The following is a 23,748-nucleotide window of genomic DNA, read 5'->3' as shown; positions in this document are numbered from 1 at the left end:
GTGTCCACGTCGCTGAGCGGCTACCGGGTCGCGGTGACGTCAGCGCGCCGCGCTGACGAGCTCTGCACGCTGCTGCGGCGCCACGGCGCGTCGGTCTGCGCAGCCCCGGCCATCACCATGATCGACTTGACCGACGACGTTGTATTGCGCGGGCGCACCCAATCATTGATCGAGACACCGCCCGACGTCCTGGTGGTGACGACCGCCATGGGCTTCCGCGGCTGGATCGCCGCCGCTGAAGGATGGGGCATCGCCGACCAGCTGATCGCGGCCCTGGCCACCGCCCGCATCGTGGCCCGTGGGCCGAAGGCCGTCGGAGCTTTGCGCACCGTGGGTTTACCCGAGGAGTGGTCGCCCGATTCTGAATCATCATCCGCGATGGTCGATTACCTGAAGTCCGATATTGCCGGCTCCCGCCTGGCAGTACAGCTACACGGCACCACCGGCGACTGGGATCCGGCCCCCGAGCTGCTCGACCAATTTCGTAAGGCTGGCGCCGAAGTCCTACCCATCCCCGTCTATCGGTGGCGGCCGGCCCAGCGAGGCGGAGAGTTCGACCAGCTGACCTCCCAGATCGCCCAACGCCAGTTCGACGCGGTCAGCTTCACCTCAGCCGCCGCCGTGATGGCGACGCTGACACGCGCCGCCGATCTCGGCATCTCTGACGCCCTGCTTCTCGCCCTGCGGTCGGACGTGCACGCGATGTGCGTCGGGCCGTTGACTGCGCGGCCCCTGGCGCTCCTCAATGTGCCGACCTCGTCACCGCGACGAATGCGGCTGGGGGCGTTGGCCCGCCATATCGTCGACGAGCTGCCTCGACTGCGCACCCACACCGTTCATGCCGCCGGCCACCGAATCGAAGTCCGCGGCAATTGCGTGATCGTCGACGGGGTGCCCAAGCCGATATCGCCCTCCGGTATGGCGACGTTACGGGCGCTGGCTCACCAGCCCGGCAGAGTCGTCTCGCGAGAGACCCTCCTCCAAGCGCTGCCGGGCAACGGCGCCAGCACTCATGCGGTGGAGACTGCCGTGCTGCGGCTGCGGACCACCTTGGGCGACAAGAATATTGTCGCCACAGTCGTCAAGCGAGGGTATCGACTGGCCGTGGACCAAGTGGACCAGGAAGCCGGCTAGGCGACCGCCCGCTCCGAGAAGGTCTGGCCGATCTGCACGTAGCCGTCGGCGGTGATCTGAGTCGGGTACACCCGCACCGAGACGTTCGGGTCATCCAGGCAGCTGCCGTCGTCGAGCGCAAACGCCTGCTTCTTCAGCGGCGAGATGACCGACAGCCGGCCGCCGCGATCACCGACGATCCCGCGCGACAGCACCGCCGCCCGGAAGAACGGGTCGATGTTGCACACCGCGCGCACCGAACCGTCGTCAAGCCGGAACAGGGCCGCCTGCTCACCGTTGGCGAGCAGGACACCAACGCCGAGTCCGGGAATCAGACTGTCGTAGCGGCACGCGGTGGTCCAAGTGTCGATGGTGCTGTTGTTCATGATTCCTCCTCAGATGAGCGCAGGACCGGGACGGGTAACGGGACTTTGCGGCCGTCACGCACGGTGAACGCGACGGTCGGGTCTTCGGCGTCGGGGGCGTTGACGAACGACACGAACCGCGACAACTTCTCCGGGTCGTCGAGCACGCCCTTCCACTCGTCGGCGTAGTTGTCGACGTGGCGGGCCATCTCCGCCTCGAATTCCTCGGCGAGCCCCAAGGAGTCGTCGCAGACGACCTCGCGGACGTGGTCGAGTCCGCCTTCCATCGACTCGATCCACGGTGCCGTGCGCTGCAACCGATCTGCGGTGCGGATGTAGAACATCAGGAACCGGTCGATGTAACGGAACACGGTCTCGGTGTCGAGGTCACTGGCGAGCAACTGCGCGTGCTTGGGCGACATGCCACCGTTGCCACCGACGTAAAGGTTCCAACCGATCTCGGTGGCGATCACGCCGACGTCTTTGCCGCGCGCCTCGGCGCACTCCCGGGCACAACCCGACACACCCATCTTGATCTTGTGCGGAGCACGCAGCCCGCGGTAACGCAGCTCCAAGTCGATGGCCAGCTTCACGGAGTCCTGCTGCCCGTAACGGCACCAGTCGCTGCCCACGCAGCTTTTCACCGTCCGCAACGACTTGCCGTACGCCTGACCGGATTCCATGCCGGCGTCGACCAGTTTGCGCCAGATCGCCGGCAGCTGATCCACCCGGGCACCGAACATGTCGATGCGCTGCCCGCCGGTGATCTTGGTGTAAAGACCGAATTCCTGGGCGATCTGGCCGATCAGGATCAGGTGCTCGGGCTTGATCTCACCGCCGGGCACCCGCGGAACCACTGAGTAGCTGCCATTGCGCTGAATGTTGGCCAGGAAGTGGTCGTTGGTGTCCTGCAGGGCCGCCTGCTCGCCCTCGAGGATGTGGTCGGATCCGGTGGACGCCAGGATGGAGGCGACGGTTGGCTTGCAGATGTCGCAGCCGTAGCCCGTGCCGAACCGATCCAGCAGTTCGGAGAAGGTGCGGATTCCGGTGACCTGGATGATCTCGAACAGCTCGGCGCGCGACTGCGCGAAATGTTCGCACAGCGCCTTGGACTGCTCGACGCCCTCGGCGATCAGCAACTCTTTGAGCAGCGGAATGCAGGATCCGCACGAGGTTCCCGCTTTGGTGCAGTCCTTCAGACCCTGCACATCGTGGCAGCCGCCGGCGATCGCGTCGCACAACTGCTGCTTGCTGACGTTGTTGCAGGAGCAGATCTGTGCCGCGCCAGGCAACGCGCTGATCCCCAAGGCGCTCTTGCTGTCGCCGGAGCCGGCCGGGGCGATCAGGTCCAGCGGATCGCCGGGCAGCTCGGCGCCGACCATCGGGCGCAGCACACCGTAAGAGGAGGCGTCGCCGACCAGGATTCCGCCGAGCAGCGTCTTGGCGTCGTCGGAGAGCACCAGCTTGGCGTAGGTCCGCTTCACCGGATCGTTGACCACAACCGACAGCGAGTTCTCGGTCGCCCCCATCGCGTCGCCGAAGCTGGCCACGTCGACGCCGAGCAGCTTGAGCTTGGTGGACATGTCGGCCTCGCCGAATTCGGCCGCACCGTCCAGCAGGCGGTCGGCGACCACCTCGGCACTGGTGTAGCCGGGCCCGACCAGCCCGTAGCAGACGCCTTCGATGGCGGCCACCTCGCCGATCGCGTACACATCGGACTCGCTGGTCCGACAGGACAGATCGGTCAGCACACCGCCGCGCTCGGCGATCGCCAGGCCGGCCTCCCGAGCCAGCTCGTCGCGCGGGCGCACCCCGGCGGCGAAGATCACCAGCCCGGCCTCGATCGCGGTGCCGTCGGAGAGCTGCACCCGCAGGCTGGGCGAGCCGTATTGGTGAGTCAGCTGCTCGATGGACTCGGTACCCACGCCGACGTGCACCGCGATACCCAGGTCCGAGATCATCCGGCTCAGCAGCACACCGCCGGCGTCGTCGAGTTGTTGCGGCATCAGTCGCGGCGCCATCTCGACGATGTGCGGTTCGATCCCGGACGCGCGCAGCGCGTTCGCGGCTTCCAGCCCCAGCAGGCCGCCCCCGATCACCACTCCGGCGCGGGTGTTTCCGGCTTCCAGCATGCACTCGATGTCGGCCCGGATTCCGTCCAGATCGTCCAAGGTCCGGTAGACGTGGCACCCGGGCAGATCGTGGCCCGGCACCGGGGGGACGAACGCGCGCGACCCGGTCGCCAGTACCAGGGTGTCGTAGCCGTAACGCTGCCCATCCGCCGCGAGCACCGACTTGTCGGCCAGGTCGAGCTTCTCGACCCGGGTGCTCAGCATCAGCCGCACCTGCTCGTCGTCGGCGTAGTCATTGCCCGGCAGCGCCAGCCGGGACCGGTCCCACCCATCGGTGTAGGAGGTCAACCCGACCCGGTCGTAGGCGGGATCGGACTCTTCGGCGAGCACCGTGACCCGCCAGTTTCCGCTACCGGACCTGCTGCGCAGGGCCTCCACGAAGCGGTGCCCCACCATGCCGTGTCCGACCACGACAAGGTCTTTGACGGCGCGCGGGGTTTCGATCGTGGTCATGCGAATGACGTTAGGAAGGTGATGTTGCAGGAATATCGCCATGCGTTACAACCATGTGACGGACCGCTGTGAGATTGGTGGCGGGCCCGCTGTGAGGTTGTTGACTGCCTACCGGTACGCAGGCCGTTCACCCTCGGCGAACACGGAACTTTAGCGTGGTTGACTCAAGTTGCATCCGGTGACGGACCGGTACCCGACCGGCACGCAAGCAACCACCGCGAGGAGACACCCATGAGCACCCTGACTCTGTGGCAGCGTCCATTCAAGTCGTATTCAAGCCACCCCTTCAGCCCCGCCTTCGACACCGACGGCTGGGTCCGCGACTTCTTCAGCCCGGCCACCGCCACCGACTGGCGGACGCCCACGGCGAGCGGGTTCAGCCCGGCCGCCGAGATCACCAAGGACGGCGACGACGCCGTGGTCCGGCTTGAGCTGCCCGGCATCGACGTCGACAAGGACGTGACCGTCGAACTCGACGGCGGTCGCCTGGTGGTGCGCGGCGAACGCCGCGACGAGCACGCCGAGACCGACGCCGACACCCACCGCACGCTGCGCGAGGTGCGCTATGGGGCGTTCCGCCGTTCGTTCGCGGTTCCGGCGCACGTCACCGGCGACGCCGTGACGGCGTCGTACGACGCCGGCGTACTCACGGTCCGGGTAGCCGGCGTATACGCGGGCGCCCAGCCGCAAACCATCGCCATCACCAAATAGCAGAGCCGCGTAGGCCGGCTCAGCGCCGAGAGACCCCAAAACCCCCGCACACGCCGGCGTGCGGGGGTTTCGGCGTCCAACACGTCATGTGCGCAACGTGATCTGTCTCACGTTCCGTTCCTCATGTGATTAGCATCGGGTGTACGTACTGTGATCCGTACCACCCGAGGAGGTCTGGTGTCGAGCACTACCGAACTCGCCGAACTGCACACCCTGATCGGTGACCTGCGGCGCTGCGTGCTGGGGCTGAAGACCCGGTTTGGGGACATTCCCGGAATGCGCCGCATCGAGCTGGACGCGGAGCGCATCCTCACCGACGTCCAACTCCTCGAATCCGATGCCGGTGAGATGGACTTGGAGCGCTGGGCGGCCGAGCGGTCGCACGAGAAGATCACCATCCCCGACACCGAATACGACAGTGAATTCTGGCGTGACGTCGACGACGAAGGCGTCGGCGGCCAAGGCAGGTACTGACCCACACCGGGTGCTGCTTGCGGCCAAGGGGCGCCCTCCGACGAACTGAGCCGAAGGGAACCCCACCAGATGAGCGCACCCGCCGTGAACCGTCCCGGCCCCGGCGTCTTCTCGGCGACTCGCGCACGGATCGCGAATCGCACCCTGCGTACCGACCGCTGGTGGCTGTCGCCGCTGCGGGTGAACCTCGGACTGGACGCGTTCATCATCTACGCGACCATCCGGTCGTTCTGGGGCAGCGCCTACTGGGTTGACAAGTACCACTACCTGACGCCGTTCTACTCGCCGTGCATCAGCGCATCGTGCGTGCCCGGGTCAAGCCACCTCGGCGTCTGGTTGCCGGAATTCCCCCGGTGGATCCCCTTGGGGGCGTTGGTATTGCCCTTCCTGCTCTGTTTCCGGCTCACCTGCTACTACTACCGGAAGGCCTACTACCGGGCCTTCTGGCAGTCGCCGACAGCGTGCGCCGTACCCGAGCCTCGAGCCCACTACACCGGCGAGACCCGATTCCCGCTGATCCTGCAGAACAGCCACCGCTACTTCTTCTACGCCGCGTTCGCGCTGGCCGCGCTCAATACCTATGACGCGTTCGCCGCGCTGCACTCCGACGACGGGCCCGGCGGATTCGGCTTCGGCGTCGGCAATATCGTGCTGTTCGCGAACGTGGCGATGCTGTGGGCCTACACCGGCGGCTGCCACTCCTGCCGGCACATCTTCGGCGGTCGCCTCAACCACTTCTCCAAACACCCGGTCCGCTACTGGTTCTGGACGAAGATCAGCTGGTTCAACGGCCGGCACCAGCAGTTCGCCTGGATCACCCTGGGCACGCTGGCCTTCACCGACCTCTACGTCGCACTGGTGTCCAGCGGCGTCATCACCGATTTCCGGTTCGTCGGCTGACTGCCGCGATCACACGAAGGGTAAGCGAGAATTCATGGTTGAAGTCGAACGGCACTCCTACGACGTGGTCGTGATCGGTGCCGGCGGCGCTGGCCTGCGCGCGGTGATCGAAGCTCGCGAACAGGGCCTGAGCGTTGCGGTGGTGTGCAAGTCGCTGTTCGGTAAGGCGCACACCGTGATGGCCGAGGGCGGTTGCGCGGCGTCGATGGGCAACGTCAACTCCAAGGACAACTGGCAGGTGCACTTCCGCGACACCATGCGTGGCGGGAAGTTCCTCAACAACTGGCGGATGGCCGAACTGCACGCCCGGGAAGCACCGGAGCGGGTCTGGGAGTTGGAGACCTACGGCGCGCTGTTCGACCGCACCCCCGACGGAAAGATCAACCAGCGCAACTTCGGTGGCCACACCTACCCGCGGCTGGCCCACGTCGGAGACCGCACCGGTCTCGAGCTGATCCGCACCATGCAGCAGAAAGTGGTTTCGCTGCAACAGGACGACTACGCCCAGTTCGGTGACTACGAGGCGCGGATCAAGATCTTCCACGAGTGCACCATCACCGAACTGCTCAAAGACGAAGCAACCGGCGCTATTTCGGGTGCCTTCGGCTACTGGCGGGAAAGCGGCAACTTCGTATTGTTCGAAGCGCCGGCGGTGGTGCTGGCCACCGGCGGCATCGGTAAGTCGTTCAAGGTGACGTCGAACTCCTGGGAGTACACCGGCGACGGGCACGCGCTGGCGCTGCGGGCCGGCGCGACGCTGATCAACATGGAGTTCGTCCAGTTCCACCCGACCGGGATGGTGTGGCCGCCCAGCGTCAAGGGGATTCTGGTCACCGAGGGCGTGCGCGGCGACGGCGGAGTGCTCAAGAACTCCGACGGAACCCGGTTCATGTTCGACTACATCCCGCCGGTGTTCAAGGGCCAGTACGCCGAGACCGAGCAAGAGGCCGATCAGTGGCTCAAGGACAACGACTCGGCCCGCCGCACCCCCGACCTGCTGCCGCGTGACGAGGTGGCCCGCGCCATCAACTCCGAAGTCAAAGCCGGACGCGGTTCGCCGCACGGCGGGGTGTTCCTCGATATCGCCTCACGGCTCACGCCGGAGGAGATCAAGCGCCGGCTGCCCTCGATGTATCACCAGTTCATGCAGCTGGCCGAGGTCGACATCACCAAGGACGCAATGGAAGTCGGCCCCACCTGCCACTACGTGATGGGTGGCATCGAGGTCGACCCGGACACCGGCGCGGCGGCGGTGCCCGGACTGTTCGCCGCCGGTGAATGCTCCGGCGGGATGCACGGTTCCAACCGGCTGGGCGGCAACTCCCTGTCGGACCTGTTGGTGTTCGGCCGCCGCGCCGGTTTGGGCGCCGCGCAGTACGTGCAGGGTCTGGACACCCGCCCGGCGGTGACACCGGCAGCGCTGGAGGCCGCCGCCGAGCTGGCACTGGCCCCGTTCAACGGTCCATCCGGCGGCGCCACTCCGGAGAACCCGTACACCCTGCACTCCGAGCTGCAACAGTCGATGAATGACTTGGTCGGCATCATCCGTAATGCCGGCGAGCTGGAACAGGCCCTGGTCCGCATCGAGGAGTTCAAGGCCCGGTTCGCGGCCCTCACCGTCGACGGTGGACGGCACTACAACCCGGGCTGGCATCTGGCCGTCGACCTGCGCAACATGCTGCTGGTCAGCGAATGCGTGGCCAAAGCCGCACTGCAACGCACCGAGAGCCGCGGCGGGCACACCCGCGACGACTACCCGGGGATGGACTCCAACTGGCGCAAAACCCTACTGGTCTGCCGGGTTTCGGACCACAGCGCCGTTCCCGACATCACGATCACCCCGGAGCCTCAGACCGGGATGCGCGAGGACTTGTTGGAGCTGTTCGAGATCTCCGAACTGGAGAAGTACTACACCGACCAAGAGCTGGCGCAACATCCGGGACGGAGAGCGTAATGACACACAACGCCCACCTGCGAGTCTGGCGCGGTGACGTTGACGGCGGTGGACTTCAGGATTTCGAGGTCGAGGTCAACGAGGGCGAGGTGGTTCTCGACGTCATCCACCGCCTGCAGGCCACCCAGACCCCGGACCTGGCGGTGCGCTGGAACTGCAAGGCCGGCAAGTGCGGATCATGTTCGGCGGAGATCAACGGGCTCCCGCGACTGCTGTGCATGACGCGGATGTCGACGTTCGCCCCGGATGAGACGATCACGGTGACCCCGGTGCGGACCTTCCCGGTGATTCGCGACCTGGTCACCGATGTCTCGTTCAACTACCAGAAGGCCCGCGAGATGCCGGCTTTCAAGCCCCCGGCGGATCTCAAGCCCGGTGAGTACCGGATGCAGCAGGTGGATGTGGAGCGCTCCCAGGAGTTCCGCAAATGCATCGAGTGCTTCCTGTGCCAGAACGTCTGCCACGTCATCCGGGACCACGAGGAGAACAAGCCACGGTTCTCCGGGCCTCGGATGTTCATCCGGCTCGCGGAGTTGGACATGCACCCGCTGGACGCCGCCGACCGGCGTGACTTCGCCCAGGACGACGCCGGTCTGGGACTGTGCAACATCACCAAGTGCTGTACCGAGGTCTGCCCGGAGCACATCACGATCACCGACAACGCCATCATCCCGATGAAGGAACGGGTGGCTGGGAACCGCTATGACCCGGTGGTCTGGCTGGGTCGAAAGATCTTCCGCCGCAAGGCCGACTGACGCTAGGTTCCCAGGAACGTCATCGGGTCGTGTAAAACCCGGGTGCCGTCGTGCAGGCCGTCCAGGGTGGCCATGTCGGCCTCGGACAGCTCGAACTCGAAGACGTCCAGGTTCGCCGCAACCCGCTCAGGATTGCCGGACCGTGAGATCACCGCGTTGCCGCACTGCAGATTCCACCGGATCAAGATCTGCGCCGGCGTTCTTCCATGCGCGCTCGCCAGCGCCGTCACCGCGGGGTCATCGAGCAGCCGTCCCACGCCCAGCGGGCTGTAGGACTGGGTGACGATGTCGCGGTTGGCGTTGACGTCGCGAAGCTCGGCCTGGTTGAGCCGCGGATGCAGTTCGATCTGGTTGATCGCCGGGGTCACGCCGGTCTCGTCGATCACCTCGGTCAGGTGTTCCTCGGTGAAGTTGCACACCCCGACCGACTGCACCAGGCCGGCGTCGCGGGCCTCGATCATCGCTTCGAAGCTCTCCACATACTTGCCCAGCTGCGGTGCCGGCCAATGGATGAGGTACATGTCGATGTAGTCCAGACCGAGCTGCTCCAGGCTGCGTTCACAGGCCTGCTTGGCAGCGGAGTAGCCCTGACTGGACGTGCCCAACTTGGTGCTGACGAACAACTCGGAACGCGGCACACCGGACGCCTCGATCGCCCGTCCCACCACGGCTTCGTTGCCGTAGGACGCGGCGGTGTCGATCAGCCGGCAGCCGCTTTCCAGAGCCGCCAGAACCGATGCCTCGGTCTGCTCGTCGGACAGTTTTGCGACCCCGAGACCCAGCACGGGCATGGCCACCTCGTCATTGAGGGCCACCTGGGGAATCGACATTGAAGTATCTGCGGCAGATTCCAACTCGAATGAAATCGTCATCTCTTCGACCTACACATTCCGGTACTTTGCCATCACTAGTTACGTGTCGATCAGCTGGGAAACCAGCTGCTAATGGCCAGTTTTCGCTATCTGGCGATTGCCGCCTCGATGCGGCCGCGGAAGCTTCAGCGCTTCTGCACGTTCCCGTTCTACCGACGCAGTCGAATGGTGGTCAACAGGTGATAGGCAATAAACCGGCCGCGAAGTGAACCCGCTCACAATGCTTCTGGCGTGACCCGGCTACTGCGGAATGGCGGCCCACCCACCTTCACGCTGCAGCAGTGCGATCAAGGCATCGGCGACGCCCGGCGCCGCGGCGACGCACACCTCGCCGTTGTCGATCTCCGGCCCGGGCAGCACCACCCGTGCCCCCGCCTCCACGGCGATCAGCGCTCCGGCGGCGTAGTCCCACGGCTTGATCCCATGCTCGTAGTACGCGTCCAGCCGCCCGGCAGCGACCATGCACAGGTCCAGCGCGGCCGAACCGACCCGGCGGACGTCACGCACTGCCGGCAACAGCCGGGCGAGCAACGCCGCCTGGGCGGCCCGGCGCCGGGGCGAATAGCCGAACCCGGTGCCCAGCAGCACCAGCGACAACTCGCTCACATCGGTGCAGCGCAGCCCAACAGTTCCCTGCTCATCGGCGACCCGCGCGCCCAATCCGGCGCCGGCAGAATAGATCCGGCCACCGACCACGTCTGCAACCGCGCCGGCTACCGACACCCCGCCGATCTGCGCTGCCACCGAAACCGCGTAGGCGGGGACGTCGTACATGAAGTTCACCGTGCCGTCGATCGGGTCGACCACCCAGGTGACCAGACCCGGTTCACCTCCGGAGAGGTCGCCGGAACCTCCGCCTTCCTCGCCCAGCACCGCGTCACCGGGCCGCAGCTGTGTCAGCCGATCCCGGATGAGGCTCTCGGTCTCGGTGTCGACCACAGTGACCGGATCGGTCGGACTACTTTTCGTCTGGACCAGGCCAGAGGACGACTCGACCCCTTGCGCGCCGAACACCTCGGCGCGTCGACGCCGGACGAAGGCGGCGGCCTCGGCTACCAGCGTCTCGGCCGTGGACCTCAATTGCACGGGGTCACTACTGAGATTCGCCATCTGCCCATACCAACACATCCGCTGTGGCTGGCGCACGAACCGCCGTGACCACTCGTCAGTGTGCCGGCGGCGTGATCCGGTCGGCGACGACGGTGACCAGTACCCGAGTCTCGGGCCCGCCGGTGAAATTGGGATACGGCACGCCCAGATACTTCTGTGAGATCTCGTCGATGCTGGCGGCAGCATCTTCGGTCGTCGTATCAACGACACGTCCGCGCACCGCGTAGTAGCGGCTGGTGTCGTCGGGGTCGACGACGTTGATCGCCACCCGCGCGTCGCGGGCGATGTTGCGGGCCTTCTGCGCCCCGTCGACGATGTTGATCACAACATGCTCGCCGTCGGTCGTCACCCAGGTCTGCGTGAGGTGCGGCGACCCATCCGGCATCAACGTGGCGATGAAGCACAGGCTGGGTCGCCGGAGCAGATCGAGCAGTTCCTCCGGAAGCGGCATGGTTGGCTCCTCACCATGTGCAGGCGTCAGGTCTGGACACAACAGCGGCCGGGTACCACCGGTCCGGGCGATCAGCCTCCGAGACGGCGAAAACCGCTGCGGTGGAACACGATCGGCGCGACCTCCGGGTCGACGGTCAATTCACAGACCCGCAGCACCACGATGGTGTGGTCCCCGGCGGGCACCAACTGTTCGATGACGCTGCCCAGCCACACGCCGGTGCCCTTGATGAATACCGCTCCGTCGTTGGTCACCGTCTCCAGCCCGGCGAACCGATCACCGGTCTTGGCGGCCAGGGTGCGCGCCGCGACGTCGTGCGCCTCGCCGAGCACGCTGATGCCCAACCGGGGCGAGTCCTTGAGTTTGGGCCACGTCGTCGAGGTGTTCTGCACGCAGAAGGACACCAGGGGCGGCTCCAACGAGACCGGCACGAAGGTGCTCGCCGCCAGGCCGACCCGAACACCATCGATCTCGGCCGCCACTGCCACCACTCCGGACGGGAAATGCCCGAAGGCTTCCCGCAGCGACGACGGGGTGAGCGGGGTCAGGTTGCTCGCGGAACTCACGTGGGGATTCACCGGGGACTCATTCGCCTCGTCTGGTCTGGTCGCCCAGAACCCTACCCGCCGCCCCGTGGCCTCGGCAGATCGACCGCTGAGGACCGCTTTTCCGGGGCGAGACCAACCGGTTGGTTACCCCAACAAAGGACATAGCTCACACCAGCTTGCACTATGGCTACTGGCGAGTATATTTCAGGTTACGTTACTGGTGGGTAACTTAATCCCGAGTACCCAACCATCAGGTGGCATTCCATGAGGAGGAAGCAGTGAGCCACTACAAGAGCAATGTCCGTGACCAGGTGTTCAACCTGTTCGAGGTGTTGGGCCTGGACCAGGTCTTCGGCGAGGGCGACTACGCCGACCTGGACATCGACACCGCTCAGGAAATGCTTGGCGAGATGGTCCGCCTGGCCGAGGGCCCGATTGCCGAATCGTTCGTCGACGGCGACCGCAACCCGCCGGTGTTCGACCCGGCCACCCACTCGGTGACGCTGCCCGAGTCCTTCAAGAAGTCGGTGCGCGCCCATCTGGAAGGCGGCTGGGACCGGGTCGGGGTCATCGAGGAGCTCGGCGGCATTCCGATGCCCAAGGTCCTGATGTGGGCGCTGCAGGAGCACATCCTGGGCGCCAACCCGGCGGTGTGGATGTACGGCGGTGGCGCCGGCTTCGCCAACATCTTCTACAACATCGCCACCGAAGAGCAGAAGAAGTGGGCCATCCTCGCCGCCGAGCGCGGCTGGGGCTCGACGATGGTGCTGACCGAGCCGGACGCCGGCTCGGACGTGGGCGCCGGCCGCACCAAGGCCGTCCAGCAGGAGGACGGCTCGTGGCACATCGACGGTGTCAAGCGGTTCATCACCTCGGCTGACTCCGACGACCTGTTCGAGAACATCTTCCACCTCGTGCTGGCCCGCCCGGAGGGCGCGAAGCCCGGCACCAAGGGCCTGTCGCTGTTCTTCGTCCCGAAGTTCCTGTTCGACTTCGAGACCGGTGAGCTCGGCGAGCGTAACGGCGCGTTCGTCACCAACGTCGAGCACAAGATGGGCCTGAAGGTCTCGGCCACCTGCGAGCTGACCTTCGGCCAGCACGGCGTACCGGCCAAGGGCTGGCTGGTCGGCGAGGTGCACAACGGCATCGCGCAGATGTTCGACGTGATCGAGCAGGCCCGGATGATGGTGGGCACCAAGGCCATCGCGACGCTGTCCACCGGCTACCTCAACGCACTCGAGTACGCCAAGGAGCGGGTGCAGGGCGCCGACCTGACCCAGATGACCGACAAGTCCGCGCCGCGGGTAACCATCACCCACCACCCGGACGTCCGCCGGTCGCTGATGACCCAGAAGGCCTACGCCGAGGGTCTGCGCGCGCTGTACATGTACACCGCCACTTTCCAGGACGAAGCGGTCGCCAAGGCGCTGCACGGTGTCGACGCCGACCTGGCGGTCCGGATCAACGACCTGATGCTGCCGATCGTCAAGGGTGTCGGCTCCGAGCAGGCCTACGCCAAGCTCACCGAGAGTCTGCAGACCCTGGGTGGTTCGGGCTTCCTGCAGGACTACCCGATCGAGCAGTACATCCGTGACGCCAAGATCGACTCGCTCTACGAGGGCACCACGGCAATTCAGGCGCAGGACTTCTTCTTCCGCAAGATCATCCGCGACAAGGGCGCCGCACTGGGCCACGTCGCGGGCGAGATCGAGACGTTCATCAAGAACGAGACCGGCAACGGGCGACTGAAGGCCGAGCGGGAGCTGCTGGCCACCGCGCTGGCCGACGTGCAGGGCATGGCGGCGACGCTGACCGGCTACCTGATGGCCGCGCAGGAGGACATCTCCAGCATCTACAAGGTCGGCCTGGGTTCGGTGCGTTTCCTGATGAGCGTCGGCGACCTGATGATCGGCTGGCTGCTGGCCCGCCAGGCGGCGGTGGCGGTGGCGAAGCTCGATGCAGGCGCCGAGGGCGCCGACCGGTCCTTCTACGAGGGCAAGATCGCGGTGGCGTCGTTCTTCACCAAGAACTTCCTGCCGTTGCTGACCAGCACTCGCTCGGTGATCGAGAACATCGACAACGACATCATGGAGCTCGACGAAGCGGCGTTCTAGACGCCGCGCACAGACCGCGCAGGCCCCCGGGGAGACCCCTTGGGGGCCTGTTGCATTGTTGGGCCCCCTCCCCCGGCGACCTAGGCTTGTCCTGATTTGTGGGATATGTGTCGTAGACGCCACCGGCGCTGACCGCTGACACTGAGGGCATGACACGCACGGTCGTCATCCTCGGCTATCCCGGCATCCAGGCGCTGGATGTTTTCGGGCCGGCGGAGGTCTTCGCCACCGCGACGCTGGTCCTGCTCGGTCAGGGCCGCGGCGAGGACGGCTATGAGGTCACGGTGGCGAGCGTCGACGGCGCACCGATCACCACCAGCAGCGGGCTGGCGCTCACGCCCAGTCCCCTGCCCGAGCCGGACGAGCCCGTCGACACCCTGGTGCTACCCGGCGGCGTCGGCGTCCAGGCGGCGCAGTCCGACCCGGAAACCGTCGACTGGGTCCGCCGCGCCTCGGCCCACACCCGGCGGGTGGTCAGCGTGTGCACCGGCGCGTTCCTGGCCGCGCAGGCGGGGCTGCTCGACGGGTGCCGGGCCACCACACATTGGGCGTTCGCCGACGCACTGGCCCGGGAGTTCCCCAACGTCACCGTCGACCCGGAGCCCATCTTCGTGCGCAGTTCGGCGGCGGTGTGGACCGCGGCCGGGGTCACCGCCGGCATCGACCTGGCCCTGGCGTTGGTGGAAGAGGACTACGGAACCGAGGTGGCGCAGACCGCGGCTCGCTGGCTGGTGTTGTATCTGCGACGCCCCGGCGGCCAGTCCCAGTTCGCGGTTCCCGCTTGGCTGCCGCGATCCCGCCGCGCGCCGATCCGTGATGTGCAGGAGCTGATCGAATCCGAACCCGGTGGCCCGCATCGGATTACCGAGCTGGCGTCGCGGGCCTCGATGAGTCCCCGGCACTTCACCCGGGTCTTCACCGACGAGGTGGGGATGGCGCCGGGCGCGTACGTGGAGCGGGTGCGTACCGAGGCCGCACGGCGACAGCTCGAGGAGACCGACGACACCGTCGTCGCGATCGCCGGACGCTGCGGATTCGGCACCGCGGAAACCCTGCGGCGCACCTTCATTCGCCGACTCGGCATCTCACCCGATCATTACCGCAAGACCTTCGCCTGAAAGGAAAGACCCATGCAGATCGCCGTTGTGCTCTACCCCGGCTTCACCGCGCTGGACTTCATCGGCCCCTACGAGGTGTTGCGCTGGCTCCCGGATGCGCAGGTGCGCTTCGTGTGGCACGAGCCGGGGCCGATCACCGCCGACTCCGGGGTACTGGTGGTCGGGGCAACCCACTCGTTCGACGAGACGCCCTCCCCCGACGTGATTCTGATCCCCGGCGGGATGACGACCATGGAACATGCCCGCGACGAGAAGCTGCTGGACTGGGTCCGGGCCGCCCACCGGACGGCAACATGGACGGCATCGGTGTGCTCGGGCTCGGTCGTGCTGGGCGCCGCCGGGCTGCTCACCGGCAAGCGCGCCACCTCGCACTGGATGGCGCTGCCCGCGCTCAAGACCTTCGGCGCCACCGCGGTCGGCGACGAGCGCATCGTGCACGAGGGAGACATCGTCACCTGTGCGGGGGTGTCGGCCGGTATCGACCTGGGATTGTGGCTGGCCGGCCAGATCGGCGGCGAGGGCCGCGCCAAGGCCATCCAGTTGTCGATGGAATACGACCCGCAGCCGCCGTTCGACTCCGGCCACACCTCGAAGGCCTCGGTGCAGACCAAGGCGGCGGCCACCGCGCTGATGGCCAGGGAGCTGGCGAAGCCGGCCCAATTGAAGGCCAGCGCGCTGCTGCTGTGGGATCAGGCGATCGGCGCCGTTCGGAACCGACGCGCTCAAACGGTCCGCCGCTGAATCCCCTCAGTTCAACGGCGGACCGGAGCAGGTTGCTTCGCGGTGCCACCGGGGGCGAGCGGCCACGCGAAGCGAACCGTTGTCTCGACTACCCGGCGACGGCGCGGGCCAAACGTCTACCCCTCGAGGATGGCGGCCACGCCTTGGCCGCCGGCGGCGCAGATCGAGATCAGCGCACGCACCGGCTTGTTCTTCGCTGTGCCCTTCTTGGCTGCCTTGGCCTCGGCGATCTGCTTGGCCGCCTGCGCCACGATCCGGCCGCCGGTGGCCGCGAACGGGTGCCCGGCCGCCAGCGACGAGCCGTTGACGTTGAGCTTGGACCGGTCGATGGCGCCCAGCGCCGAGTCCAGTCCCAGCCGCTCCTTGCAGTACTCCTCGGACTCCCAGGCCTGCAGGTGGCATAACACCGTGGCGGCGAACGCCTCGTGGATCTCGTAGAAGTCGAAGTCCTGCAGGGTCAGGCCGTTGCGCGCCAACAGTCGCGGCACCGCATAGGTGGGGGCCATCAGCAGGCCGTCGGCGCCGTTGACGTAGTCCACCGCGGCCGTCTCGGCGTCGACGAAGTACGCCAGCGGAGTCAGCTTGCGCGCGGCGGCCCACTCCTCGCTGGCCAGCAGCGCCACCGACGCGCCGTCGGTGAGCGGGGTGGAGTTGCCGGCGGTCATGGTGGCGTCGCCGGCCTTCGCGCCGAACACCGGCTTGAGCGTGGCGAGCTTCTCCGGGCTGGACTGGGGCCGCAAGTTGTCGTCGCGGTAGAGGCCCTGGAACGGCGTCACCAAGTCGTCGAAGAAGCCGCGGTCATAGGCGGCGGCCATGTTGCGGTGGCTGGCGGCGGCCAGCTCATCCTGGTCGACGCGCTTGATGCCCATCTGCTTGGTGGTGATGGCCTGGTGCTCGCCCATGGAAAGGCCGGTCCGCGATTCTTTGTTGGCCGGGATTTCCACGCCCAGTGCGGCGGGCAGCTTGCCGGCCAGCTTGAGGCGCTGCACGTTGGACTTGGACCGGCGCAGCGCGAGCAGCGTGCGGCGCAGTTCGTTGCCGATCGCCAGGGGTGCGTCCGAGGTGGTGTCCACCCCGCCGGCGGCGGCCACCTCGTAGCGACCGGCGGCGATCCCGTCGGCGGCGCAGATCGCCGCCTGCAGCCCGGTGCCGCAGGCCTGCTGCAGGTCGAAGGCCTGCGTGTAGGGCGACAGTGCGGAGCCCAGCACCGATTCGCGGATCAGGTTGAAGTCGCGGCTGTGCTTGAGCACCGCCCCGCCGATCACCGCGTCCAGCTTCTCGCCGGCCAGGCCGAACCGATCGACGAGGCCGCCCAGCGCCGCGGTGAACATGTCCTGGTTGGACGCGTTCGCGTAGGCGCCGTCGGAACGCGCGAACGGAATGCGATTGCCCCCGAGGACGGCGACCCGACGTCGCGTGCCAGTGGTTGCCTCAGCGGGCTTAGCAGCAGATGCAGATGCCACGATCTCTCCGTTTGATGGTGGGTCCCCCCGCATTGCCGGGGACGGTCGGGCTGATACTACCCAGTATTCTTACTCTGGAGTAAGTTCGTTGTCGACACCGTAGCCCGCACCAGGCACATCCCCACATGGAAGGCAGCTCAGTGGCACCCAAGCTCTCATCCGACCTGTTGTCCCAGATCCTCAACTCCGCACCCGGGTCTTTCCTGTCCAAGCAGCTCGGCGTCCCGCAGGCCGAGACCCTGCGCCGCTACCGGGTCGGCGAGCCGGCGCTGGCCGGACCCCTGCTGATCGGTGGGTCGGGCCGGGTGGCCGAGCCGCTGCGGGCCGCACTGGCCGACGACTACGAGCTGGTCGGCGACAACCTGGGCGGTCGCTGGGCCGACTCGTTCGGCGGACTGGTCTTCGACGCCACCGGCATCACCTCGCCCGCCGGGCTGACCGCACTGCACGAGTTCTTCACCCCGCTGTTGCGCAACGTGGGGCGCTGCGGGCGTCTGGTGGTCGTCGGCACCACCCCTGAGGCGACCGGCAGCGCCGACGAGCACATCGCCCAGCGCGCACTCGAGGGTTTCACCCGCTCTCTGGGCAAGGAACTGCAGCGCGGCGCAACGGTGCAGCTGGTGTACCTGTCGCCGGACGCCAAGCCCGGCGCCACCGGTCTGGAATCGACGCTGCGATTCATTCTCTCGGCCCGCTCGGCCTACGTCGACGGCCAGGTGTTCTACGTGGGCGCCGACGACGCGACGGCCCCCGCCGACTGGGACCGCCCCCTGGAGGGCAAGGTCGCGATCATCACCGGCGCGGCGCGCGGCATCGGCGCCACCATCGCCGAGGTGTTCGCCCGGGACGGCGCCAAGGTGGTGGCGATCGACGTCCCGGCAGCCGCCGAGGCACTGGAGAAGACGGCCTCCCGGGTAGGTGGCACCGCACTGGCACTGGACGTCACCGCCGACGACGCGGTGGAGCAGATCGCCGCGCACCTCGCCGAACACCATGGCGGCAAGGCCGACGTGCTGGTCAACAACGCCGGCATCACCCGCGACAAGCTGCTGGCCAACATGGACGACGCCCGATGGAACGCCGTCTTGGCCGTGAACCTGCTTGCGCCGCAACGTCTCACCGAAGGTCTGGTCGCCAACGGAAGCATCGGTGAGGGCGGCCGGGTGATCGGCCTGTCGTCGATGGCCGGCATCGCGGGCAACCGCGGCCAGACCAACTACGCGGCCACCAAGGCCGGCATGATCGGCTTGACCGAAGCGCTGGCTCCGACGCTGGCCAAGAAGGGCATCACGATCAATGCCGTCGCCCCGGGGTTCATCGAGACCGAGATGACGGCGGCGATCCCGCTGGCCACCCGTGAGGTGGGCCGTCGGCTCAACTCGCTGTTCCAGGGCGGTCAGCCCGTCGATGTCGCCGAGTTGATCGGCTACTTCGCCAGCCCGGCATCGAATGCGGTGACCGGCAACACCATCCGGGTCTGCGGCCAAGCCATGCTGGGTGCGTGAATGGCATGACACAGCCAAGTGGCCTGAGAAACATGGTGCGTGCGGTCGCCGGGGCGCTGCCCTTCATCCCGCGCACTCAAACCCTGCCGAACCGGACCCTGCGGGTCGACGAGCTGACCATCGACCCCAACCACGTCGCCGCCTACGCGGCCGTCACCGGGCTGCGTTTCGCCGATCAGGTCCCGCTGACCTATCCCTTCGCGCTGACGTTCCCGACCGTGATGGAGCTGGCGACCGGGTTCGACTTCCCGTTCGCCGCAATTGGTTCGGTGCACACCGAGAACCGGATCACGCGCCTGCGCCCGATCGCGGTCACCGACACCGTCGGAGTGACCGTGCGGGCAGAGAACCTGCGGGAGCACCGCAAGGGCCTGCTGGTCGACATCGTCACCGCCCTCAACGTGGGTAACGACCCGGCCTGGCATCAGGTGACGACGTTCTTGCATCAGCAGCGCACCAGCCTGTCCGACGAGCCGAAGCCCCCACCGGCCAAGCAGCCCAAACTGGGCCCGCCCAACGCGGTGCTGCGGGTCACTCCGGCACAGATTCGGCGCTACGCGTCGGCCGGCGGCGATCACAACCCGATCCACACCAGCTCGATCGGCGCCAAGCTGTTCGGATTCCCCACCGCTATCGCGCACGGGATGTTCTCCGCAGCAACGGTTCTGGCCAACATCGAAGGTGCGCTTCCGGACGCGGTGGACTACGCGGTGCGGTTCGGCAAGCCGATGTTGCTGCCGGCCAGCCCCGGCCTCTACATCGACAAGGTGGACGGCGGCTGGGATCTGGCGCTGCGCAATATCGCCAAGGGCTACCCCTACCTGACCGGGGCGGTGCGGGCGCTGTAACCCGCACCGCTGTTGCGAATCAGACGTTGTCGACCGCGAGGCCGGCCGCCTTCAGCAGGTTGGCCTTGCTGACCTCCCAGCGAGCGCTGACGACGTCGATGCCCCACACCGGGATCGACATCACCAGCCCGCGGACGACCACCATCACCGTGTCCATATAGGCCCGCGCCGAGAAACTCGGAGCGGGTGCGGGTAACGCTTCGGCGGAGGTGACGGCCAGTCCGTATATGTGTTGCTCCAGCGACTTCACGGTCTTGGCCAGTTGCGGGTCCGTCCAACACGCCACCCACAGCTGAGCGACCGAAAGTGCTTGGGGCGTGGTGAATTCACGCCAGATCAGGTCGAGATACCCGTTCAGGTCGAGCGTGGCGGCCGCCGCCGTCTCTTCGAAGTGGATGCGGGCCTGATTCGCCAATTCGAAGGCGAGCTGCGCGACCGCCGCGGTCACCAGGTCATCACGGGTCGGGAAGTGGTACATCACCGTGCTCTGCGACACGTTCGCGGCGCCGGCGACTCGGCGCGTCGTCACCGCGACCACACCCTCGGTCCGCAGGAGTTCGACCGCCGCGCCCACCAGCGCCTGACGCGTCGCGACGCGCTGCTCGGCCCGCGTGGCATTTTTCATTGGGATTCCCCTATTGCGTTGATAGGTGCGTCACAGCTAATCTGACTAATCAGATGAACAGTGAACTGAGGTTCTGCCACCATTCCTGCTGGTCAGGCCTGACGGCAGTGCCTCCAGGACATTGTAAGGACACATATGCGCTTCACGTTTCGTCTTGACCGCTCGATTGCATACCCCGCCACCGGCGGATGCTCGCCGCTCACTTAGACGCACAAGGAGATAGCCATGCACCGCACTGCCCGTCGTCCCTGGATCCCAGTGGGCCTGGCCCTGTTAGGTGCCGGCACCCTCGCCGCCACCCCGGTGGCACTGCCCACGCCCAACCTCCATAACCCGGCGGTGCACCTCACCGCCGGGGAGTTCGACCCCATCACCCCGTGGGTGGACGCCTTCAACACCGCATCCGCCAATGTCACAGCCCTTGCCGACTTCTTCTTCGAAGCCCCCGCCGCGACCTGGCAACAAGCGATCGTCAACCAGATCGGCTACCTGGGCCAACTCGTTCAAAATCCGGGGAGCATCGGGGACATCTTCACCCAGATCGGTGATCACCTGCAGACCGCATCGGAGTCCTTCGTGCTGGGCGGCGCTCCCGACGAGGTGATAAGTGCGACGCTTCCACACACGCTCGAGGCCGCCCACACTCAGCTCTACAACCTGCTTCCCCTGGTGTTGGAAGCCTTCCTCCAGCTGGACCCGGCAACCGTGGACAGTGTGATGACGACGGTGGATTACCTGGCGTCACCGCTGAGCGGCGTGCTCATGGGCCTGGTCGGCCCCTTCGTCAGCCCAATCGTGGAGTTGGTCAACAGCGTCGAGGTCATCACAGACGATCTCAGCGGCGACAACCCGGACGTCACAGCGGCGCTCAACGATCTGATCAACATCCCCGCCAACCTCACCAACGCCTTCCTCAACGGGGCCACCCTCGACCTCTCTGGCCTGCTACCACTGCTGTCGGAGGAGGGCATCTTGCCCGAAGGTGTCGTCTTCACCTCCCTGGGCATCGCGTTTGGGGGACTGCTCACGCCCGGGGCCACCGACGGCACCATCCCGGACAATCTCGGCATCGGCGGCTCGTTGTTCAACGCGCTCGCCTTCGTCATGCAAAGCCCGCTTCCCGCCGGCATCGGGGGTGTGCCGGTTGGGCCCATGGGCGCCCTGGAGAGCTTGTCGCAGATTCTCGCAGGGGCAATCGGCTGGGATGGCACAGGAAATCCGTTAGCCGACCTGACCTTTCCCACCCTTCCCACCGACGTAGCCGACCCTGGGGACGCCCTCAGCACCGACCTCGGCTGGCTGGGTCTCTGAATCCGCGCCAGTCCAAACGAATACCTGTCAAAGTTTTATCGAAGATCTGCCAGAGGGAGTTGCCGTGAATAACACGAAGTTTCGTTCGCTGGGTGCCGTGTCGTTGGCGATCACCGGGGCCGTCGCCCTGGGTGTCTTACCGGCACTGCAACCGACGTGGACCATCGGGGCCAAAACCGTGCTCGCCCAGGCGAAGTTGCTGGACACCGAGGCGTGGATCATGGGCGGCAGCGGCCTGCCGATCCCGCCCCAGAGCTACATGGACGCGCTCTTCGCCCGCTACATCGACCCCACCACCCCGTTCTTCCCGGGCCAGCCCAGCTACCCGGTGGATGCGACGAACCCCCTGTTCACGCCGGAAGGCCTCTACCCCAACAGCGGCGTCAAGAGCCTGGAACTGGATCCGTCGATCGCCCAGGGCGTCACCATCCTGCACGACACGATCAACAAGCAGATCGCTGAGGGGAACAACCTCGTCGTACTGGGCTACTCGCAGAGCACCACCATTTCCACCATCGTGATGCGCGACCTGTTGGCGCTGCCTCCCGACCAACAGCCGACCGCCGACCAACTCTCCTTCGTGCTGCTGGGTGCCCCCAACAATCCCAATGGCGGCCTGTTCGAGCGCTTCGATGTGTTGACCGATGGCAGCTACCCGACCATCCCGAGCCTGGGCATCACGTTCAACGGCGCCATCCCGGACGACGCCCCGTGGGCTACCAGCGTCTACACCCTGGAATACGACGGCTATGCCGACTTCCCGAAGTACCCGATCAATTTCCTGGCCGACCTCAACGCTGTCCTGGGCATCATCTACGAGCACACGATCTACCCGAGCCTGACCCCCGAACAGCTGGCGACGGCCATCGAAATGCCGATGAGCGAGGATTACACCGGAAACGCCCAGTACTTCATGATTCCCAGCGAGATACTGCCGCTGTTGATGCCGCTGCAGTCGATCCCGGTCATCGGTCAGCCGATCTACGACCTCCTGGAACCGAGCATGCGGGTCCTGGTAGACCTCGGCTACGGCAGCACCACCGAAGGCTGGTCCGCCGGCCCGGCCGATGTGGCGGTGCCGTTCGAGTTGTTCCCGACCGACCTCAACTGGGGTGAGGTTCTGACGGCGCTGGGCAATGGGGCACAGGAGGGCTGGAATGCCTTCGTCAACGACCTGTCGAACCTGTCCTTCCCCAGTGCAGCCGATTTCCTGGGCCCCTCGGCGGGCGACGTCACGTCGTTCGCGTTGCCCAGCCTCAGCGAACTCGCCAACGCGGTCAGCAGCATCGCCGCGCAGGCTTACGCCACGCTGCTGCCGACCGCCGACATCCTCAACGCCCTGCTGACCACCGCACCGGCGTATGCCTTCGAGGTGTTCGCCCAGGAACTCTCCCAGGGCGACATCGTCGACGCCATCGGCCTGCCGGTTGCCGGCCTTGTCGGATTGGGCACGCTGGCAGCCGGTTTCGAGTACCTGGCACTCAACGGCGCGGTCGCAGGCATCACCGCGACCATCCAGGATCTCTTCACGGCCTGAAGGCCGCGCCTGATCACCCGGCCGCGGCGGCGTCGGCGCCGTCGCGGCCGCCGGGCGCTTCCTTGAGGCCGCGCCAGAACAGGTCGATCATCAGCTCGCCGGCTTCGTCCACGCCGGTGTCACCGGTGCTGACCCGGCTGGCGATCGCCTCGCCGGCGCCCACCAGCGCGACCGCCATCAACTCGAAGTCGACGCCCGGTTCCGGCTTACGTGTGCCGGCCCGCAGCAACCGGCCGACCAGCTCGATGATCCGCTCGCGGCCCTCGCGCACGGTGTGGGCGAACGCCTGCGAACTGGTGGCCTGGGTGTACATCACGATCCACGACGCCCGGTTGGCATCGATGTAGCGCAAGAACGCCCGAATCGTATTGCGCAGCATGTCTTTCGGGGGCTGCTGAAAGTCGATCTCGGTGCGTACCGACTCGACGAACCGGCGCAGTTCGCGGTCCAGGCACGCCCCGAACAATTCTTCTTTGGAGCCGTAGTACAGGTAGAGCATCGGCTTGGAGATCTGCGCGGCCGCGGCGATCGAATCCATCGAGGTCTCGTGGTAGCCGTTGACCGAGAACATCTGCACCGCAGCGTCGAGCATCTGCTGTTCGCGCACGGCCCGCGGTAATCGCTTGCTACCAGCTGCCATCGCCTCGA

22 protein-coding genes are annotated in these 23,748 nt (G+C 66.6%); 13 read left to right on the top strand and 9 right to left on the bottom strand.

The window, feature by feature from the left end:
* Complete coding sequence (locus tag K3U94_RS01360; RefSeq protein WP_230987346.1) at nucleotides 1-1,134, top strand: uroporphyrinogen-III synthase; 1,134 nt, start codon at nucleotides 1-3, stop codon at nucleotides 1,132-1,134.
* Here K3U94_RS01360 and nirD read toward each other — a convergent pair.
* Nucleotides 1,131-1,499, bottom strand: coding sequence for a nitrite reductase small subunit NirD (gene nirD / locus K3U94_RS01355; protein WP_047320460.1), 369 nt, complete (start codon nucleotides 1,497-1,499; stop codon nucleotides 1,131-1,133). The two genes, K3U94_RS01360 and nirD, sit on opposite strands and share 4 nt — an antisense overlap.
* Nucleotides 1,496-4,063: a nitrite reductase large subunit NirB gene (nirB, locus tag K3U94_RS01350; RefSeq protein WP_047320461.1), complete on the bottom strand. Its 2,568-nt coding sequence runs from the start codon at nucleotides 4,061-4,063 to the stop codon at nucleotides 1,496-1,498. Before nirB ends, nirD begins: the two co-directional genes overlap by 4 nt.
* Nucleotides 4,064-4,294: 231 nt before the next feature.
* On the opposite strand from nirB, the gene K3U94_RS01345 reads away from it, so the two are divergent.
* The 5 genes from K3U94_RS01345 (at nucleotide 4,295) to K3U94_RS01325 (ending at nucleotide 8,857) form a co-directional block, all read left to right on the top strand.
* Nucleotides 4,295-4,774: an Hsp20/alpha crystallin family protein gene (locus tag K3U94_RS01345; protein WP_047320462.1), complete on the top strand. Its 480-nt coding sequence runs from the start codon at nucleotides 4,295-4,297 to the stop codon at nucleotides 4,772-4,774.
* 177 nt (nucleotides 4,775-4,951) lie between these two features.
* Nucleotides 4,952-5,248 (top strand): Rv0250c family protein, encoded by a 297-nt coding sequence (locus K3U94_RS01340; RefSeq protein WP_046286628.1) that lies wholly within the window; start codon nucleotides 4,952-4,954, stop codon nucleotides 5,246-5,248.
* Between the two features lie 69 nt (nucleotides 5,249-5,317).
* The gene (gene sdhC, locus K3U94_RS01335) at nucleotides 5,318-6,148 is read left to right on the top strand and encodes a succinate dehydrogenase subunit SdhC (protein WP_047320463.1); all 831 of its coding nucleotides are present in this window, start codon (nucleotides 5,318-5,320) and stop codon (nucleotides 6,146-6,148) included.
* Nucleotides 6,149-6,182: 34 nt separating this feature from the next.
* Nucleotides 6,183-8,102 (top strand): fumarate reductase/succinate dehydrogenase flavoprotein subunit, encoded by a 1,920-nt coding sequence (locus K3U94_RS01330; RefSeq protein ID WP_220695323.1) that lies wholly within the window; start codon nucleotides 6,183-6,185, stop codon nucleotides 8,100-8,102.
* Nucleotides 8,102-8,857, top strand: a complete 756-nt coding sequence (locus K3U94_RS01325) for a succinate dehydrogenase/fumarate reductase iron-sulfur subunit (protein ID WP_047320465.1) — start codon at nucleotides 8,102-8,104, stop codon at nucleotides 8,855-8,857. Before K3U94_RS01330 ends, K3U94_RS01325 begins: the two co-directional genes overlap by 1 nt.
* 2 nt (nucleotides 8,858-8,859) lie before the next feature.
* Here the strand turns inward: K3U94_RS01325 and K3U94_RS01320 are convergent, their stop codons facing one another.
* The 4 genes from K3U94_RS01320 to K3U94_RS01305 form a co-directional block, all read right to left on the bottom strand.
* On the bottom strand, nucleotides 8,860-9,729 hold the full coding sequence (locus K3U94_RS01320; protein ID WP_220695322.1) for an aldo/keto reductase: 870 nt from the start codon (nucleotides 9,727-9,729) through the stop codon (nucleotides 8,860-8,862).
* Nucleotides 9,730-9,969: 240 nt separating this feature from the next.
* On the bottom strand, nucleotides 9,970-10,839 hold the full coding sequence (locus K3U94_RS01315; protein ID WP_220695321.1) for an inositol monophosphatase family protein: 870 nt from the start codon (nucleotides 10,837-10,839) through the stop codon (nucleotides 9,970-9,972).
* Nucleotides 10,840-10,894: 55 nt separating this feature from the next.
* Nucleotides 10,895-11,290, bottom strand: coding sequence for a TIGR03618 family F420-dependent PPOX class oxidoreductase (locus K3U94_RS01310; protein WP_220695320.1), 396 nt, complete (start codon nucleotides 11,288-11,290; stop codon nucleotides 10,895-10,897).
* 71 nt (nucleotides 11,291-11,361) lie between these two features.
* A complete protein-coding gene (locus K3U94_RS01305; protein WP_434084944.1) occupies nucleotides 11,362-11,838 on the bottom strand; it encodes a flavin reductase family protein in 477 nt (158 codons plus the stop codon).
* A 278-nt stretch (nucleotides 11,839-12,116) separates the two neighbouring features.
* On the opposite strand from K3U94_RS01305, the gene K3U94_RS01300 reads away from it, so the two are divergent.
* The 3 genes from K3U94_RS01300 to K3U94_RS01290 all read left to right on the top strand — a co-directional run bounded on the left by K3U94_RS01300 (nucleotide 12,117) and on the right by K3U94_RS01290 (nucleotide 15,811).
* Nucleotides 12,117-13,952, top strand: a complete 1,836-nt coding sequence (locus tag K3U94_RS01300; RefSeq protein ID WP_220695319.1) for an acyl-CoA dehydrogenase — start codon at nucleotides 12,117-12,119, stop codon at nucleotides 13,950-13,952.
* 149 nt (nucleotides 13,953-14,101) lie between these two features.
* Nucleotides 14,102-15,070, top strand: coding sequence for a GlxA family transcriptional regulator (locus tag K3U94_RS01295; protein ID WP_220695318.1), 969 nt, complete (start codon nucleotides 14,102-14,104; stop codon nucleotides 15,068-15,070).
* A 12-nt stretch (nucleotides 15,071-15,082) separates the two neighbouring features.
* On the top strand, nucleotides 15,083-15,811 hold the full coding sequence (locus K3U94_RS01290; RefSeq protein ID WP_220695317.1) for a DJ-1/PfpI family protein: 729 nt from the start codon (nucleotides 15,083-15,085) through the stop codon (nucleotides 15,809-15,811).
* 116 nt (nucleotides 15,812-15,927) lie between these two features.
* On the opposite strand, the gene K3U94_RS01285 is transcribed toward K3U94_RS01290, so the two are convergent.
* Entirely contained in the window at nucleotides 15,928-17,307 is a 1,380-nt protein-coding gene (locus tag K3U94_RS01285) for an acetyl-CoA C-acetyltransferase (RefSeq protein WP_109519648.1), read from the bottom strand.
* Nucleotides 17,308-17,414: 107 nt separating this feature from the next.
* Between K3U94_RS01285 and K3U94_RS01280 the strand changes: the two genes are divergently transcribed.
* A complete protein-coding gene (locus K3U94_RS01280) occupies nucleotides 17,415-18,779 on the top strand; it encodes a 3-oxoacyl-ACP reductase (protein ID WP_047320513.1) in 1,365 nt (454 codons plus the stop codon).
* 5 nt (nucleotides 18,780-18,784) lie between these two features.
* Complete coding sequence (locus K3U94_RS01275) at nucleotides 18,785-19,627, top strand: MaoC/PaaZ C-terminal domain-containing protein (protein ID WP_220695316.1); 843 nt, start codon at nucleotides 18,785-18,787, stop codon at nucleotides 19,625-19,627.
* 19 nt (nucleotides 19,628-19,646) lie between these two features.
* On the opposite strand, the gene K3U94_RS01270 is transcribed toward K3U94_RS01275, so the two are convergent.
* The gene (locus tag K3U94_RS01270) at nucleotides 19,647-20,252 is read right to left on the bottom strand and encodes a TetR/AcrR family transcriptional regulator (protein WP_220695315.1); all 606 of its coding nucleotides are present in this window, start codon (nucleotides 20,250-20,252) and stop codon (nucleotides 19,647-19,649) included.
* A gap of 225 nt (nucleotides 20,253-20,477) precedes the next feature.
* Between K3U94_RS01270 and gjpA the strand changes: the two genes are divergently transcribed.
* A complete protein-coding gene (gene gjpA / locus K3U94_RS01265; protein ID WP_220695314.1) occupies nucleotides 20,478-21,563 on the top strand; it encodes an outer membrane porin GjpA in 1,086 nt (361 codons plus the stop codon).
* 64 nt (nucleotides 21,564-21,627) lie between these two features.
* A complete protein-coding gene (locus K3U94_RS01260) occupies nucleotides 21,628-23,100 on the top strand; it encodes a PE-PPE domain-containing protein (protein WP_230987344.1) in 1,473 nt (490 codons plus the stop codon).
* Between the two features lie 13 nt (nucleotides 23,101-23,113).
* Here the strand turns inward: K3U94_RS01260 and K3U94_RS01255 are convergent, their stop codons facing one another.
* A complete protein-coding gene (locus tag K3U94_RS01255; protein WP_047320473.1) occupies nucleotides 23,114-23,740 on the bottom strand; it encodes a TetR/AcrR family transcriptional regulator in 627 nt (208 codons plus the stop codon).
* Nucleotides 23,741-23,748: the final 8 nt, after the last annotated feature.

The organism is Mycolicibacter heraklionensis (assembly GCF_019645815.1).
In the GTDB taxonomy this organism is placed as follows: domain Bacteria; phylum Actinomycetota; class Actinomycetes; order Mycobacteriales; family Mycobacteriaceae; genus Mycobacterium; species Mycobacterium heraklionense.
This window is presented reverse-complemented; position numbering and strand designations above follow the sequence as displayed.